The organism is Psychrobacter sp. FDAARGOS_221, from assembly GCF_002313155.2.
Taxonomy (GTDB): Bacteria; Pseudomonadota; Gammaproteobacteria; order Pseudomonadales; family Moraxellaceae; genus Psychrobacter.
Window position 1 is genome coordinate 331,639 of the sequence record NZ_NWFK02000001.1, and the last position, 16,781, is coordinate 348,419.

Here is a 16,781-nt window from a genome sequence, read left to right on the forward strand (position 1 = left end):
TATTTTTCTAGGTTACACCTAATGCTTAATATCTGACAATTTTAATTCAATAAAAAAGCCTTCCAAGCCAATAATTTAGCTTGGAAGGCTTTAGCGTTTTAAAGCAATAGATTAGCTAATTAACGCAGTTCGTCTACTACGGCAAGCATCGCCACTAATGAGGCCTCACCAAACTTGATAGAGCGCTCAGGCGACCAGCCAGTGTCTGCATCTGGCAAGTTCACATTGTCTTTAAACGGCATCTCTAAGGTATTGGCCAGACAATCAAAGTGCTCGGCTACCCAGTTAGTCGCAAGTGTCATGTTGGCTTCACCTGGGGCATCAATCTCATAGCCGTATTCGGTCTGAAAGTCAGCGCTTGCCAGCAACAATGCTGCTGAAAACTTCTCACGCAAATCAGCAAGACGTTGGTTATAGCTTGGCGTGCCTTGTGAGCCGGCTAAGAATACATAAGGCAAGGCTTCATCACCATGTACATCATAGAATAGATCAACGCCCGTCTGCTCCATCTTTTTAATCACATGATAAACTTCAGGGCTTTTCTCTAAACTTGGATTTGACCATTCACGGTTTAAGTTAGTGCCCGCCGCATTGGTGCGCAAATGACCACGCACGCTGCCGTCTGGGTTCATATTTGGCACAATATAGAAGTTGGCTTTTTCAAGCAAACGTTTGCCAGTAGCATTATCACCGTCTAACAGACTGTATAGCAAACCTTCGATTAACCACTCAGCCATTGACTCACCTGGGTGCTGGCGGGCAGTAATCCAGATGTTACGTTTTTTATTGTCGCTATCATTGTCGCTGCTGATTTTAACCAAGGTTAAATCACGCTTATCAAGAGTGTCACCCAAATGCTCTAAAGTGACTAACGGATGTGTTTGCACCGCTGCTAGTAAGTCTAGATGACGCTCATAGCTATATGGCGCGAAGTAAGCAATTTGAATGGTCTCACACTCAAGCTCAACGTCTATGGTCAACTTACCGTCTTTATAAGTGGTCGGTAGGCGGAACCAATATTGACGATCATAAGAAGCGACCGCTTGATAGTCATCCCAGCCTTCAAGATAAGAAGCTTCACCAGCATTCATTAGATGTAAGGTGTAATGCTCACCTATCTGACCCGATAGACGAAAGTTAAACCACTGAAAAAATTCACCGCCAAAATCTGGGCGAATCGCTAATTGAATATTTTTGGGGTCTTGTAGGCTAATAACTTCTATATTACCGGCATCGAAGTTTGCGCTGATATGCATTATCATTCCTTACGTAAGTGAACAGGTGTTAAATTTGAACTCAAAGTTTAGCACTTAGCCAACTGCGAACTCAACAATCAATCGAGTCGCTTGGCTTGCCGCTTATAATAATACCGGTTGTAATAAAGCTTTTGATATAGCATTAACATCGTTAGTTTTAAAGTTATATCGTCATAAGCCCATGGCATATCAGCCGATAAGCTATGGTTGAGCCTGTATAAAAATGCTATAATTTGGCTCACATCAAACCCATCAAGTTTATAAAAATTGTTGCGCAAAATACCTTAAGCCTTCCTTTTAAGTTATTGACATTATTATAGTTATTTCTCTTGTGATACTTACGTCAATACTTAGTCCGCATGTTTAACATACAATGGCAGCTTTAATAGCTCAGCTTTATATAACTTTATATATTAAAAATCAGGTCACATATGGCATTTGTACATCTTGGTATTCATAGTGAATTTTCTATTACCGACTCTATTATCCGCATCAAACCTATGGTGAAAGCGGCTGCTGCCGATGGGCAAATGGCGCTGGCATTAACCGACCTGTCTAACTTATATGCGGCAGTGAAGTTTTATCGTGCCTGCCTAGATGTGGGTATTAAGCCTATTATCGGTGCTGAAATTATCCTAGATGATGAAAATACCCGGTTAACGCTACTGGCCATGGACAATGAGGGCTACAAAAGCATCACTCGTATTGTGTCACTGGGCTACACCGATGGTCGTATGAACCCTGAGAATAAAGGCACGCCGATTGTTAACAAACAGCATTTGCTTGACAACAGCGAAGGGGTGATTGTCTTATTAACCGAAAAATCTGACGTTGGCCAAGCCTTACTGGGCTCAAATCCAGAACGCGCCAATCCGCTGATTGAAGACTATAAAGCGGTGTTCGATGATCGCTTGTACTTTGCTATTAAGCGTACCCAGCGTGCCAATGAGGATGCCTTTATTGAGCAGGCAATTAACATGGGCGCACAGCACAACATTGCTATTGTTGCCCATAACGACGTGCGCTTTTTGTTAGAAGAAGATTTTGATGCGCACGAAGCGCGGGTATGTATTGCAACTTCACACGTATTAGCTGACCCCAATCGTCCGCACGATTATTCGAGTGAACAATATCTAAAAACTCAGCAGCAGATGGTTGAGCTGTTTGCTGACATTCCACAAGTTATTGAAAACACCGTTATTTTAGCGCAGCGCTGTAACGTTACCTTAACGCTGGGCATTAACGTATTGCCCGAATTCCCTGTACCTGAGGGTGAGACCATTGAGACTTTCTTCCGCTCAGAATCACAGCGTGGTCTGAATGCACGCTTAGATAAGCTTTATCCAGTTGATGAGCGTGATGACACTTGGCCTGAGGTACGTAAGCCGTATGATGAGCGCCTCGAGCATGAGCTAAACATTATTCTATCGATGGGATTCCCTGGTTACTTCCTAATCGTTATGGACTTCATCCGCTGGGCCAAAGCCAATGGCGTGCCAGTAGGCCCTGGACGTGGTTCGGGTGCTGGTTCGCTGGTCGCTTATGCGCTAAACATTACCGACTTAGATCCGCTGCATTATGATCTGCTGTTTGAGCGCTTCTTAAACCCAGAGCGTGTGTCGATGCCCGACTTCGATATTGACTTTTGTATTGAAGGTCGTGACCGTGTGATTGAATACGTGGCCAGTCAGTATGGACGTGAAGCGGTATCTCAGATTATCACCTTTGGTACGATGGCGGCCAAGGCGGTCGTGCGTGACGTAGCGCGTGTGCAAAGTAAATCCTATGGTTTGGCCGATAGAATATCGAAGCTGATTCCAAAGACACCGGGTATCTCATTACAAGATGCAGTGCTTGAAGAGCCACAGCTTAAAGACTTAATCTCGAATCCAGACAATATGGATTATGAAGATGCCAATGAAATCTGGGAGATGGCGTTAAAGCTTGAAGGCATTACCCGTAACGTCGGTAAACATGCTGGTGGTGTCCTTATCGCCCCTAACAAAATTACTGACTTTAGTGCCATCTATTGTGATGAAGAAGGTCACCGCGTCAGTCAATACGATAAAGACGATGTAGAAGCCGTTGGTCTGGTTAAGTTCGACTTCTTGGGTCTGCGTAACCTAACCGTTATTAACGCTGCGGTGAAGAACATCAATGAGCGCCGTGCGCGTGAGAATAAGCCGCCGATTGAGCTTGAAGACCTGCCACTGGATGACAGAAACGCGTATAAACTGCTGCAAGATGCCAAGACCACAGCCGTGTTCCAGTTGGAAAGCTCGGGTATGAAAAAGTACCTCTCTAAGCTACAGCCAACCAACATTGAAGACGTTATCGCGATGTGTGCGCTATATCGCCCAGGTCCATTAGATGCCGGGATGGTAGAGATGTACATTGACCGTAAGCATGGTCGTGAGGAAGTGGTATATGACCATCCTAACCTTGAGCCCATCTTAGAAAATACCAATGGGGTTATTGTCTACCAAGAACAGGTGATGCAGATTTCACAGGTGATGGCCGGCTATAGCTTAGGCGGTGCTGACATGTTACGCCGTGCTATGGGTAAGAAAAAGCCAGAAGAGATGGCCAAGCAGCGCAACATCTTTGTCACCGGTGCCACAGAGCAAGGTATTGATCCGGTCGTCTCTGGTGGTGTCTTCGACTTGATGGAAAAGTTCGCCGGTTACGGCTTTAACAAGTCGCACTCGGCTGCCTATGGGGTACTGGCCTATCAAACCGCCTATCTAAAATATTATTACCCTGCTGAATTTATGGCAGCGGTTCTGACCTCAGACATGAACAACACCGACAACGTGGTGTTCTTTATTAATGACTGCCGTGAGAACTTTGGTCTTACTGTCGATAATCCATCGGTAAACCGCAGTCAGTGGCAGTTCGTCGCTGATAAACCAACCAATATCATTTATGGGCTTGGTGCAATTAAAGGCGTTGGTGAAGGCGCGGTTGAATCGATTGTTCACGCACGTAATCAAGGCGGACCTTATAGCGACTTATATGACTTCTGTCGCCGAGTTGACATCAAGAAGGTCAATAAGCGTACGCTTGAGGCATTAATTAAATCGGGCTGCTTCGATGACTTCGCTGTCACCTTACGCCCAGATCTTGAGCCAGATCAAAGACACCAGATTCGTGGCGCATTAATGGATCAGCTGCCAAGTGCTGTACAGGCAGCTGAGCAAGAACGTCAGAACAATGAAATGGGCATGATGGATCTGTTCAGTGAAGTAGACAATGCCACCACTGCCCCGCCGTTGCCGACTGCGCCTGAATTGATTTGGGGTGACAAACACCGTCTAAAAGCCGAAAAAGACACCTTAGGCTTGTACTTAACCGGTCACCCAATAGATCAATATCGGAAGGAAGTAGCGGTCTATACCGCCAATGCCCGCTTAGATAGCTTGTCTGATACTGGCTATAACGGCAGCACCTTATTTGCTGGCTTAATTATCGATATCGCCAACTTCGGTAACCGCTGTGTGATTACTTTAGATGACGGTACTGCCCGTCTGGAGGTCAGCTGTTATGCCGAGCGCTTTAATCGCATCAAAGACAAGCTAAAAGTCGATGAAGTCATTGTGATTAAAGGTGGTATCCGTGATCGTGACGGCCGTTTGTTTGCACGATTGGATAACGCTTATACCTTACTTGAGTGTCGCCAGCGCTGGGTGAAGAAGATTAGCATTAAGATAAACAGTGAAGACACCAAGCTGCTTGATGCATTACAGCCATTATTAAAGCCGGCTCAGTTAGACAGTATTCCATCCGCTGCTCCTGCCTTATTAGATGAGAGTGATGAAGCCAGTGAAGCACAAATGATGGATGCGTATTACAATGAGCAAGCCAGTTACGATATGGCCCCTAGCAGTGCGCCGGTCAATCAAAATGACGGCTGTATTCCTTTGGCCTTGAACGTCTTTACCGACTTTGCGATTGCCAGCGTTAAATTAAATGATGATTGGCGCTTATACCCAACCGATGACAACTTAATGCAATTGGGTCAGGTTGTGCCAAGCGACCATTTATATTTCCATTACAGCTAGACGCGTAATACTTAGCTAATTCGAATCTTTATTAGTCACACAAGCATAAACAATTATCACAAGGTAACTGAGGTCGAGTGTAGGCACTACAATCCTAGACTTAGCTAAGTTAACACCGTAACCATTTTGTGGTTACCTGACTATAGGTAGTAAACAAAAAAAGAAGCGCTAATAGCGCTTCTTTTTTTGTTTCAATTTACTTAGCATTTAATCATTTATAGACTATCAGCGTATCTATTATGAACGTGCTTCAAAAGCTGCTTCAAAAATATCAATAACATCTGCTTTGTCGCCTTGTACTGGGTTGGTGACTGCACACACGTCTTTTAGTGCGTTTTCAGCCAAATCTTCAAAGTCTTCACGTTTGACGCCAAGCTCTTTTAGCGACTTAGGAATATTGACAATGTCTGCCATTTTCTTAATTGCATCAATGGTATTTAGACCCGCCAAGTCACTGTTGTTGGCTAATAGGATTTCGCCCACTTCATCTAGACGCTGTTTGGCAGTTGCTGATGATTCGTTATAGGCTTCTACGTGTGGTAATAGCAAGGCGTTACACACACCATGTGGTAAGTTATACATACCGCCTAGCTGGTGCGCCATCGCATGTACATAACCTAATGAGGCGTTGTTAAATGCCATACCGGCTAAGAACTGCGCATAAGCCATGTCATCACGCGCCTGCATGTTGTTTGGCTCAGCCACTGCCACTGGTAGAGATTTGGCGATTAGCTCAATGGCTTTCACCGCACAAGCATCCGTAATTGGGCTGGCTGCAGTTGAAACATAAGCTTCAATGGCGTGGGTTAACGCGTCCATACCGGTTGCCGCCGTTAGACTGGCTGGCATGCCTGCCATTAGCTCTGGATCGTTAATCGACAAAATTGGGGTAACATTGCTGTCAACGATAGCCATTTTAATATGACGCTCTTCGTCAGTGATAATGGTAAAACGGGTCATCTCTGACGCGGTACCAGCTGTGGTGTTAATAGAGACCAGTGGTAATTGGCTGGTTTTTGATTGATCTAGACCTTCATAGTCTTCAATTTTACCGCCATTAGTCGCTACCAACGCAATACCTTTGGCACAGTCATGTACTGAGCCACCACCAAGTGACATCACACAATCTGATCCGTGTTGTTTTAGTTGCTCAAGACCAGCGTTCACGTTACTAACCGTTGGGTTTGGTTGCACTTCTGCATAGACTGAGACGTCAATGTTTTTGGCTTCTAGTAAGCCTTTGACTTTGTCTGCCAAGCCGATACCAGAGATACCTTGGTCAGTGACCAGTAGTACTTTTTTAAAGTTTAGTTTGCTAACTTGTTCAATACCGGCTTCTAGTGCGCCCTCACCAATTAGGTTGTTGGAAGGCATAAAGAACTGTGATAGAGCCATAAATTACTCCTTAAATGAATGAGAGACTTAAAAATTAAGATAACAGTCTTAATTAACCGAGTACTTAAAGTAATTTTGATTTATAAAAATTGATAGTACTGCTGTTTTTATAATTTTTTTACTTGATTTCTTATATAAGATAGTTAAAGCATTGATTGACTACATTTCCATTATTATAACATGGGTATTAAGTATGAAACATACTAAAAGTTTCGTTTTCAATAAGATCTATTTCTATTCTCTTGAACGCATCATTCTTTTAAGCACCATTTTTGATTGTATTATGCTTAGAGTTGGAAAGTTGAACGTGCTGGCGAGCCTTGATAACGGCTCAAATTGGTCAAAAAATACTCAACTAATGTAAGCGTACGTATCAAAGTATTACATTAGGTAACACTCAAAAATAATGGCAAATTATAAAAAAGTTTAATGCTGTTCAAACCAAACTTGTCAAATGCGATTTATTTTGCCTAATAGTGTTATCAAAAAGATAAAGGGCTTTTAAAAATCAGTTTATAAACTAAAATGGGTTGTGCCTTATATTTCAATAGTATTAAACAATAATCACTGCTTTTAGGTCAATAATTCAGGCGAACTAGAGCTAAATGCTACTTAAACAGCTCTATTAGCTCAGCTACATATAATATTTTTAATTAAAGTATTGTTAAACAACAAAATCGGTTAAAACAGGCCGCTAACATTGTACAGCAACTGTAACGCATGGGTTGCCCTGCATGGGCTCTGAGGATATACTAGTCGCCAATAAGTAATCGAAACCGTTCAGAATCACCTTATCGAATCTGTGGCTTTAATTACTTATTATGATTAAGTTGATATCTAGTATTTACGCTTTTAAACGTTTAATCACTCCAGATATTAACTTTAATTGTAATGATACTTTTACATTGGTTTTATAAATTTAATCTTCATAATTTTGTAATAACCAATACTTCACTTTTGATAACAAGGATAATAAATATGTCAAATAAATTAGAACTACTAACACCACAAAACTCACAAGTAATCTTCATTGACCAACAGCCACAAATGGCGTTTGGCGTACAGTCAATTGACCGTCAAACTCTAAAAAACAACGTTGTTGCTCTAGCTAAATCAGCCAAAGTATTCGACATTCCAGTAACCATTACTACTGTTGAAACTAACAGCTTCTCTGGCCACACTTATCCAGAACTACTAGCTGTATACCCAGAGCATCAAATCCTAGAGCGCACTTCAATGAACTCTTGGGATGATCAAAACGTACGTGATTTCCTAGCGAAAAACGCTGCAAACGGTCGTAAGAAAGTAGTTGTATCAGGTCTTTGGACTGAAGTATGTAACCTAACTTTCTCACTATCTTGCCTACAAGATACTGACTATGAAATCTACATGGTAACTGACGCTTCAGGCGGTACTTCAGTTGAAGCACACGAACAAGCTATGAACCGCATGATCCAAGTTGGTATCGTTCCAGTAACTTGGCAACAAGTACTACTAGAATGGCAACGTGACTGGGCGAAACGCGACACTTATGATGCTGTTATGGACGTAGTAAGAGAGCATTCAGGTGCTTATGGCTTCGGTGTTGACTATGCTTACACTATGGTTCACGGTGCTCCAGAGCGTACTGAACACGGTGAGATGATTGGTCCAAACCCAGCTAACAAATAATCTTCTTAACTATTAATAGGTAATTAATTTATTGCCTGCTAAAAGAAGTTTATAACTGGTTTAGTTTAAAAGGATTAATTGAGTTTGAGATTTGACACCTGTTCTGGTCCATCTCTACTTGATTAATCCTTTCTTCTTTTCACCTAAAGAGTATATAAATTATGAGAATTTATATTGCATCACTAATTGTTGGCATTATAGTTGGCGTTCTTTACAACTTACTTAACGTAAGATCTCCTGCCCCTCCGACTTGGGCGCTAGTCGGTCTATTAGGTATGCTGATTGGCGAGCAAGCCATTCCTTATGTAAAACAGCATTTTTTCAATAACGGAACTCAAGTGAGTCAGATTGAAACGACAGGTACTCAAGAAGACACAAATAACCAGTAGCTGTTGATATGGCTTAGTTATATGCTCAGTTTTATAGCATATACAGAAGTTGTATAGGTTCGTTTTATAGGAAATTTATAACGATACAGGAAGTTGAAATTAATAATTTAATTAAGACTTGTTTTAACAGATAACAGGTTATTTAAATGATTAGTTAAGTTATTGTTGTATAAGTAAAAGTTTCTCGATATGCCATCTTTTTTTAATGAACTTCATTGGGCATAGCTTCATTTTTTCTTGTATTTTTAATAAATAATACAAGTTGGTTTATTAACAAAAGTTATTAGCATAGAGGCTTTGTATATGATTCATATTATTGTGTAACAGCATTATCTTTTGCTCTTGTCGTGTCCTGTTTTCTCCTATAGGATTTTAGATGGTTGATAAACCGCACTAGTTGGCCTAACTAATAGCCAACACAGTCAAAATAACTAAGCAAGATGCTAGATAAGCTAATGAAGGTTATTACCCGTAATAGTCCAAACGTCCTGAAAATCGTTAGCTAAAATTTTTTACTCTCATTTCAATAGGATAATAATTATGACAACTCCCGACATTATTTATTATAACGGTAAAATAACCACACTCGATCGATCTAACCCAGAAGCCACAGCCGTTGCCATTAAAGATGGACGCTTCGTAAAAGTAGGTAACGACTCTGAAGTACTCGATCTAGCCGGTTCGGATACAAAGTCTATCAACTTAAAAGGTCGTAGTGTCATTCCAGGTCTATTTGATAACCATACACACGTCATACGTGGTGGCCTAAACTACAACATGGAACTACGCTGGGACGGTGTTCGCTCATTAGCTGATGCGATGGCAATGCTAAAAGACCAAGTAGACAAAACTCCTGCACCACAGTGGGTACGCGTGGTTGGTGGTTTCACTGAAAACCAATTCGCTGAAAAGCGTCTGCCAACAATCGACGAGCTAAACGCGGTTGCACCTGACACTCCTGTTTTCATCCTACATTTATATGACCGTGCGTTACTAAACGCAGCGGCGCTACGTGCTGTTGGTTATACCAAAGAAACACCAGAACCACCAGGTGGCGAAATCCAACGTGATGCCAATGGTAACCCAACTGGTCTATTATTAGCGAAACCAAACGCAAGCATCTTATATGCAACGCTTGCTAAAGGTCCAAAACTTCCATTTGATTATCAGCTAAACTCTACTCGTCATTTTATGCGTGAGCTAAACCGCTTAGGTGTGACTGGTATTATTGACGCTGGTGGTGGTTCACAGAACTATCCTGATGACTACGAAGTGGTTCAAAAGCTGCATGATGAAGATCAGCTAACCGTTCGTATGGCGTATAACTTATTTACGCAAAAACCAAATGAAGAAAAAGAAGACTTCTTAAACTGGACTTCTTCAGTTACTTACAAACAAGGTGATGACTACTTCCGCCACAATGGTGCCGGTGAAATGTTGGTTTACTCAGCAGCTGACTTCGAAGACTTCCGTCAGCCACGTCCTGAAATGCCAGCCAACATGGAAGAAGATCTTGAAGAAGTGATTCGCATCTTGGCTCAAAACAAATGGCCATGGCGCTTACACGCAACCTATGATGAAACCATCGAGCGTGCGTTAAACGTTTATGAAAAAGTTGCACAAGACATTCCATTTGAAGGTTTAAACTGGTTCTTTGACCATGCTGAAACCATCTCTCAAAAGAGTATTGACCGTATTGCTGAGCTAGGCGGTGGTATCGCGGTACAGCATCGTATGGCATATCAAGGCGAATACTTCGCTGAACGTTATGGTACAGCAGCTGCTTCAAACACACCGCCTGTTAAGCAAATGCTAGACAGTGGTGTTAAAGTATCTGCCGGTACTGACGCGACCCGTGTTGCATCTTACAACCCATGGGTATCTCTATCATGGTTGATCAGTGGTCAAACGGTTGGCGGTATGCAGCTATATGATCAAGACAACCTTTTAGATCGCGAAACTGCACTACGTATGTGGACTGAAAATGTTGCATGGTTCACTAACGAAGAAGGCAAACGTGGTCGTATCGAAGAAGGTCATTTAGCTGACTTCATCGTACCTAATAAAGACTTCTTTGCGGTACCAGAAAATGAAATCCCATACCTAACTTCTGACCTAACTGTAGTTGGCGGTAAGCCTGTATTTGGTGCTGGCGAGTTCTCAGACTTTGACAGCCCACTACCTCCAGCAATGCCAGATTGGTCACCAGTTAACCAGTATGGCGGCTACGCTGCTTGGGGCGACCCAGAAGGCGCAGGTAAGAATTCATTAGCGCCACAAGGTGCTGCTATGGCTGCATCATGCGGTTGCTCAAGCGCATGTGCTGTGCATGGTCACAACCATGCCAAAGCATGGAAGTCTAATGCCCCTGTATCAAGCATGAAAGACTTCTTTGGTGCCTTCGGTTGCTCTTGCTGGGCAGTATAAGTCTCGCAAGTTAACAAGAACACCATTTAACTTAAGCTGTTTAAGTTAACACTATAAGCTTAAGTTAATACGACAAAAAGAGCCCGTTGATTGATTCAGCGGGCTCTTTTTTGTGCTTGACGATTATTGTGCTAAATAGGGCTTAAAGTTGATACACTAGGCGTCATAAAATAGTAATATAGTAAGATAAATTGTATCTACCATAAGCGATAATCGTAGCCCTATGCCAACTCAACAAAACACGCCTGCACCGCACAATAACTCTAACTCCGATAGTGTCGATAACATTGATAATATTGATGCGCTTGATAATAGCCATCATGACCAAAGCTTAAGACAGCGCCTAGCACAAGTGCGTATCGTGATGATTAATACGACCCTGCCAGCCAATATCGGCTCTGCAGCTCGTGCTATGCTGACCATGGGCTTAACCGATTTAGTCGTCGTTGCACCCAAGCATCCCATTGATGATGAAAGCGTGTCGCATGCAGCAGGCGCACAAAGTGTGTTAAACAACTGCCGCATAGTTGATAATTTAGAACAAGCCACTGCCGATTGTCAGCTGGTATTTGCTGCCAGTAGCCGTCAACGTCACATCCCAAGACCGGTGGTTACGCCAGATCAAGCGGCGAAACTTGTGTTAGCTAGACCCACTCACGACACCAAGGTTGCCATTTTATTTGGCCGTGAAGATCGAGGGCTCACCAATGATGAATTGGCTTTGGCTGATTATCATATTCAGATAGATGCCAACCCTGACTACCCTGTGCTAAACGTGGCCTCTGCGGTGCAAGTCATTGCCAGTTTTTTCTACAGTCGCTTTTTACAACACAGTCAACAACCGCAAGGCTTAACCAATACTAACGAAATTAATAACACAGATGATAGTAATCAAGCCATTTATAACCAGGCATTAGATAATGACTTAAATAGTGACTTAGATAACGACTTGAATAGTGAGAACTTACTGATGCCAGTTATGCTGCGCCAAATTTGGGACAGTCCCGCCATCAGTCACGAGCAAAAGCTTAAATTACAATTACGTATTATTGAACTAATGTATCAGTTGCAGTTGCTTGAAGACACTCAAACAGATAAGCTAAGAGACTTACCCAGTCGTCTGTCACGACTGCTGTCGCGACTACAGCTAGATCAAAAAGAATATGAGCTACTCAATGCGATTATTGCCAAAATCATGTTGAAACTCTAAAATGAATCGTCAGTGCTGATTAACATAACAATTCCAGATTCAATCTAACCGACTAACCTAATATAAAACACAACCTAATAAGCAGACGATAAATTAAGTCATCAAACACTCACTAAAACCATAAGATAATGCCATGAGACTCATTAAAGCCCTTCGTAACGCCAAAGCCTCATTACAAGAAGACATCGCTGCGGTATTCAATCGTGATCCTGCAGCGCGCAACAGTGTTGAGGTATTACTGACCTACCCTGGTATTCACGCGCTTATCCTGCATCGCGGCGCCCATTACTTATGGAATAAAGACTGTAAATTTAGTGCCCGTGCGCTCTCTTATGGCTCACGTATGATTACCGGTATTGAGATTCACCCTGCAGCCCAAATTGGTCGTCGTTTCTTTATCGATCACGGTATGGGTGTGGTCATCGGTGAAACTGCCAAAATTGGTGATGACGTTACCTTATATCACGGTGTTACCCTTGGCGGTGTTTCACTTGGTCAAGGCAAGCGTCACCCGACATTAGAAGACGGGGTAATTGTTGGTGCCGGCGCCAAAGTATTGGGTCCTTTTACCGTTGGTAAAAATGCCAAAATTGGCTCAAATGCGGTCGTGGTAAAACCAGTGCCTGAAGAAGCCACAATGGTCGGTAGCGCAGCACGTATGATCGGCAAAGCCCCTGAAGAGACGGAGTCCAATGCGGCGCAATCTTCAAATCAAGCCAATCAGGCAACCAAAGACTCTGATGAATCTCCATGCCCAGACAATGTGACCCGCCGATTAGACAGCAAGCGCACACCACTTACTGAAAAGGTCGACTTTAGTGCTTATGGCTTAAACCCTGATTCTGAAGACCCAGTTGCAGAAGCTTTTACTAAAATCTTAAATCACATTCAGCAATCTGAGAAGCGTATCAGCGAGCTACAGCAAGCGCTTAGCAAGCTAGATCCTAGCTTTAAACCATCAGATACGGACAGCAAGGTGTTATCTGCCGAAGAGTTAGATATTATTAGTAACTAGTTCTCTCGTTTAAACAGCAGTATCTTTAACCCTATAAGCCGAAAGTCTGATAGATTTTCGGCTTATTATTAGCAGTAAGCAAAAAAATTAGCATTCAAACTAACAATCAAAAATAACAACTATCAAAGGACTGATAATCATGAAAACCTCACCAAAGCGCTCGGTTAAGCAAAATACTGTTTTAAAAGCCAGTATCCTAAGTAATATAAATCCTATTAATAAACATACACCTAAACGCTTGGCAGCTTCATTGCTTGGCATGTCAGCGCTAATGCTGGTCGGTACACAAGCTACTTATGCAATTGATCAAAATACGCCTACTCAAAACTCAGCAGTGTCGGCTACAACGTCAACGCCGTTAAATACAGATACTATCAAAGCATTAGAAATCTCTGAAAACAAAACCATTAAGGCTTTACGCAACCCATCAAGCGGCAGTAGTTCTCAAAGCACAACAGTCAACACCAATAGCCAAGCCAACGAGCAAGCCATCTTCTCTGCTGATGCCATTCATCATCCGTTATGGGCTAAAAATGGCATGGTAGCGACTCAAGAAGCGTTGGCCTCAAATATTGGTCTACAAATATTAGAACAAGGTGGTAATGCGGTTGATGCGGCAGTTGCTGTGGGCTTTGCGCTTGCGGTTACTCTGCCGCGAGCGGGTAATATTGGCGGTGGCGGCTTTATGATGATTTATGATGCTAACACCGGCAAAACCGTTGCCCTAGATTATCGTGAAAAAGCGCCATTGCAAGCTGAAAAGGACATGTATCTGGATGATGATGGCAATGCGGTAAAAGAGCTATCACGCTTTCATGGTCTAGCGGTCGGTGTTCCAGGTACAGTCGCTGGATTGGTAACAGCGCTTGAAAACTACGGCAGCATGCCTTTAGCACAAGTCATGGCGCCCGCGATAGATTTGGCTGAAAATGGTATTGAAGTAACCCCTGGTCTGGCCGAGTCGCTTATCTCTCTTGAGGACAGATTAAAGAAATGGCCGAGCTCTGCCAAAATCTTCTTTAAAGCCGATGGTAGCCCTTACCAAGTTGGCGAGCGTTTATATCAACCAGAGCTTGCCATCTCATTAAAGCGCATCGCTCAACAAGGCGCGGCTGGGTTTTATACTGGCAAAACCGCACAAAATATTGTTAAAGCGGTCAACGAAGCCGGCGGTATTATGAGTATGCAAGACTTGGCAGACTATCAAGCCCTTATTCGTGAGCCTGTTACCGGAACTTATCGTGGCTATAAGATTACCTCTATGCCACCACCCTCCTCTGGTGGCGCTCACATTATTCAGATTCTTAATATCTTAGAAGGCTATCCTCTAAAAGAATATGGCCATAACAGTGCCCAGACCATACATTTGATGTCCGAAGCAATGCAGTTGGCTTATGCAGATCGTTCTGAATACTTAGGTGATGCCGACTTCGTCGAGGTGCCCTTAGCTGGTATTACAGCCAAAGCGTATGCGCAAGAGCTGCGTAAAAGCATTGATCCTAATAAAGCAACGCCCGCCAGCTTAGTAAAGCCAAACAACCCTCTGCCTTATGAAAGCAATGAGACCACTCATTTTTCAATTGTCGATAAGCAAGGAAATGCGGTAGCCAATACCTATACCTTAAACTTCTCTTACGGTACCGGTCTAGTCGCTGAAGGCACAGGGATTTTGTTAAACAATGAGATGGATGACTTCTCAGCCAAAGCTGGTGTTGCCAATGCTTATGGACTACTGGGTAATGAAGCTAATGCAGTCGCAGCTGGCAAGCGTCCGCTGTCTTCAATGAGCCCAACCATCGTATTTAAAGATGATAAACCTTATATCGTCACTGGCAGCCCAGGTGGCAGTCGAATTATCACCACAGTGACTCAGATTATCTCTAACGTGATTGACCATGATATGAATATTGCTGAGGCCACTCATGCACCGCGTATTCATGATCAGTGGATGCCTGATGAGATTCGTATCGAGAAGTCGCTAAATATTGACACCATAAACAAGCTCGAGTCGATGGGCCATAAGGTCTCTCCAAAAGCAGCAATGGGATCAACACAGTCGATTATGTTGACCCCACAAGGCTTATATGGGTCATCAGACCCAAGACGTACTGATTCTGCAGTAGTCGGTTATTAAGCTAGAACTTTTATTAACTTAGCTGCTAGATTTCATAAGTTAGATATGTAGGTGATAAAGGCACAGAGGTCACGTCTACATATCGACTTTCAGTCTATCCCAATACTTCTGATACAGCGCCATAGTAGAGTCGCTGACATCGCCACGGAAAGTCGCAAGTGAAAGTAACTCTTCTGGCGGATAAATAATCTGATCATTGGCAATTTCAGGCGGTAGCAAATCTTTGGCTGCTTCACTCGGTGAACCATAACCAATTTCTTCACTGATAATAGCCGAGTTTTCAGGACGTAAGATAAAGTCGATAAACGCATGCGCATTGTCGCGATTTTTGGCATTTTTTGGAATGCACATGTTATCCATCCACATAATTGCGCCTTCTTTTGGATAGACAAAATCAAGTTCTGGCATGCCCTGGTCTTGAGCCATAATGACCTCGCCATTCCAAGCCATACCTAAATAGGTCTCCCCTTCGATGAAAGGCATACGCGGCGCATCTGAGTTAAAGGTACGTACGTTTGGCATCATCTTCGATAAGATCTGATACGACTCTTTGATGTGCTGCGGGTCTTCGGTCATGACTGGATAACCCAGTACCAACAGCCCAATGATAAACACATCACGCATGTCATTCATCAGCATCACTCGACCTTCAAACTCTGGAAGCCACAAATCATTCCATGAACGTATGCTATCAATATCCACTCTGTTTTTATTGACCGCGATACCTGATGAGCCCCACAAGTAAGGAATACTAAATTTATTTTCTGGGTCAAAATTGGCATCCAAAAATGCCTTACCAAGATGCTTAAAGTTAGACAGTTTACTGTGATCAATCTGCTCTAACATGCCCTCTTTACGCATCTTATCCACGAAGTCGGTACTTGGGAAAATAATGTCGTAATCACCACGATTGTTCATCAGCTTTAACTTGGCATACATCGCCTCATTGGAGTCAAAGGTGCTGTATATCACCTCAATACCCGTTTCTTCAGTAAAGGCTTCTAGCACATCGTCGGAAATGTATTCGGTCCAGTTATAGACCTTGACTACATTTTTGCCATCCGTATTAACCGTAGCAGATTCAGCATCGTCTGTCTCATTAGATGAGCCTGTTGGCTGACAGCCGCTAAGCGCACCCACGCCTGATAACGCAGCCAACCCGGCCCCTGTTATTTCCAAAAAACGTCGGCGAGTGAGAAACTTAGTGTTTGACATAACAATAT

General features: G+C 42.9%; 10 protein-coding genes. 7 read left to right on the top strand and 3 right to left on the bottom strand.

Features of this window, described 5'->3' with window-relative positions; translation table 11 throughout:
- Positions 1-119: 119 nt before the first annotated feature.
- The gene (locus A6J60_RS01455) at positions 120-1,256 is read right to left on the bottom strand and encodes a M14-type cytosolic carboxypeptidase (RefSeq protein WP_096064420.1); all 1,137 of its coding nucleotides are present in this window, start codon (positions 1,254-1,256) and stop codon (positions 120-122) included.
- Positions 1,257-1,687: 431 nt separating this feature from the next.
- Between A6J60_RS01455 and dnaE the strand changes: the two genes are divergently transcribed.
- Positions 1,688-5,317, top strand: coding sequence for a DNA polymerase III subunit alpha (dnaE, locus tag A6J60_RS01460; RefSeq protein WP_096064421.1), 3,630 nt, complete (start codon positions 1,688-1,690; stop codon positions 5,315-5,317).
- A 237-nt stretch (positions 5,318-5,554) separates the two neighbouring features.
- Here the strand turns inward: dnaE and A6J60_RS01465 are convergent, their stop codons facing one another.
- Positions 5,555-6,712 (bottom strand): iron-containing alcohol dehydrogenase, encoded by a 1,158-nt coding sequence (locus A6J60_RS01465; protein ID WP_096064422.1) that lies wholly within the window; start codon positions 6,710-6,712, stop codon positions 5,555-5,557.
- A 978-nt stretch (positions 6,713-7,690) separates the two neighbouring features.
- On the opposite strand from A6J60_RS01465, the gene A6J60_RS01470 reads away from it, so the two are divergent.
- The 6 genes from A6J60_RS01470 (at position 7,691) to ggt (ending at position 15,558) form a co-directional block, all read left to right on the top strand.
- On the top strand, positions 7,691-8,383 hold the full coding sequence (locus tag A6J60_RS01470) for a hydrolase (RefSeq protein ID WP_096064423.1): 693 nt from the start codon (positions 7,691-7,693) through the stop codon (positions 8,381-8,383).
- A gap of 161 nt (positions 8,384-8,544) precedes the next feature.
- Positions 8,545-8,772 carry a DUF1427 family protein gene (locus tag A6J60_RS01475; protein ID WP_096064424.1) on the top strand — a complete coding sequence of 76 codons (228 nt, stop codon included), beginning with the start codon at positions 8,545-8,547 and terminating at the stop codon, positions 8,770-8,772.
- Positions 8,773-9,312: 540 nt separating this feature from the next.
- Positions 9,313-11,199 carry an amidohydrolase gene (locus A6J60_RS01480; RefSeq protein WP_193778002.1) on the top strand — a complete coding sequence of 629 codons (1,887 nt, stop codon included), beginning with the start codon at positions 9,313-9,315 and terminating at the stop codon, positions 11,197-11,199.
- Positions 11,200-11,563: 364 nt separating this feature from the next.
- Complete coding sequence (locus A6J60_RS01485) at positions 11,564-12,409, top strand: RNA methyltransferase (protein WP_413772372.1); 846 nt, start codon at positions 11,564-11,566, stop codon at positions 12,407-12,409.
- A 133-nt stretch (positions 12,410-12,542) separates the two neighbouring features.
- Positions 12,543-13,424 (top strand): serine O-acetyltransferase, encoded by an 882-nt coding sequence (gene cysE / locus A6J60_RS01490; RefSeq protein WP_096064427.1) that lies wholly within the window; start codon positions 12,543-12,545, stop codon positions 13,422-13,424.
- Positions 13,425-13,563: 139 nt separating this feature from the next.
- Positions 13,564-15,558, top strand: a complete 1,995-nt coding sequence (gene ggt / locus A6J60_RS01495; protein WP_264755561.1) for a gamma-glutamyltransferase — start codon at positions 13,564-13,566, stop codon at positions 15,556-15,558.
- A gap of 75 nt (positions 15,559-15,633) precedes the next feature.
- Here the strand turns inward: ggt and A6J60_RS01500 are convergent, their stop codons facing one another.
- The gene (locus A6J60_RS01500; protein WP_096064428.1) at positions 15,634-16,773 is read right to left on the bottom strand and encodes an ABC transporter substrate-binding protein; all 1,140 of its coding nucleotides are present in this window, start codon (positions 16,771-16,773) and stop codon (positions 15,634-15,636) included.
- Positions 16,774-16,781: the final 8 nt, after the last annotated feature.

Excerpts from the sequence above, each read along its gene's own strand:
- A6J60_RS01465 (WP_096064422.1), bottom strand. The coding sequence starts at position 6,712 with ATGGCTCTATCACAGTTCTTTATGCCTTCCAACAACCTAATTGGTGAG.
- A6J60_RS01455 (WP_096064420.1), bottom strand. The coding sequence starts at position 1,256 with ATGCATATCAGCGCAAACTTCGATGCCGGTAATATAGAAGTTATTAGC.
- A6J60_RS01480 (WP_193778002.1), top strand. The coding sequence starts at position 9,313 with ATGACAACTCCCGACATTATTTATTATAACGGTAAAATAACCACACTC.
- A6J60_RS01485 (WP_413772372.1), top strand. The coding sequence starts at position 11,564 with ATGATTAATACGACCCTGCCAGCCAATATCGGCTCTGCAGCTCGTGCT.
- A6J60_RS01500 (WP_096064428.1), bottom strand. The coding sequence starts at position 16,773 with ATGTCAAACACTAAGTTTCTCACTCGCCGACGTTTTTTGGAAATAACA.
- dnaE (WP_096064421.1), top strand. The coding sequence starts at position 1,688 with ATGGCATTTGTACATCTTGGTATTCATAGTGAATTTTCTATTACCGAC.
- ggt (WP_264755561.1), top strand. The coding sequence starts at position 13,564 with ATGAAAACCTCACCAAAGCGCTCGGTTAAGCAAAATACTGTTTTAAAA.
- A6J60_RS01470 (WP_096064423.1), top strand. The coding sequence starts at position 7,691 with ATGTCAAATAAATTAGAACTACTAACACCACAAAACTCACAAGTAATC.
- cysE (WP_096064427.1), top strand. The coding sequence starts at position 12,543 with ATGAGACTCATTAAAGCCCTTCGTAACGCCAAAGCCTCATTACAAGAA.
- A6J60_RS01475 (WP_096064424.1), top strand. The coding sequence starts at position 8,545 with ATGAGAATTTATATTGCATCACTAATTGTTGGCATTATAGTTGGCGTT.